The sequence below is a fragment of the Pseudomonas sp. AC463 genome (assembly GCF_979253585.1).
Genome location: NZ_CEEDDZ010000386.1, coordinates 1 through 308 on the forward strand (window position 1 = coordinate 1; position 308 = coordinate 308).

1 protein-coding gene is annotated in these 308 nt (G+C 66.6%); it reads left to right on the forward strand.

Going from position 1 to position 308, the window contains the following annotated elements; all coding sequences use genetic code 11:
• A partial coding sequence (locus AC0IYH_RS30645; protein WP_471837926.1) for a hypothetical protein occupies positions 1-308 on the forward strand: 308 nt, incomplete at both ends.

A 308-nucleotide genomic window follows, 5' to 3' on the forward strand; every position in this document is an offset into this window, starting at 1 on the left:
GAAGCAGATCCTGGAGGACTTCGATCTTGCCCAGGCGATCGAGCAGGTCGACCTGCCCGGGCTCACCGCTGGTGCCAAGCGGATGCTTGAATGGCAGGCCGGAGCCGCCGCTGTCACCGCCAAGCAGGGATTGGAGCGCGCGGTCCGGCAGGACCGCCGCTCCCAGATCCGCCGCAATCTCCGTCGCGGTCAGCGGCGAACCTCCTGGGACGCCAATCTGATCATGACCGGCGGCAAGCCGGTCGCTGTCTGGGCACCGTTCAGGACTCGGCAGGTTGGACCCAAGTCACGGATGGTTGACCTGGATG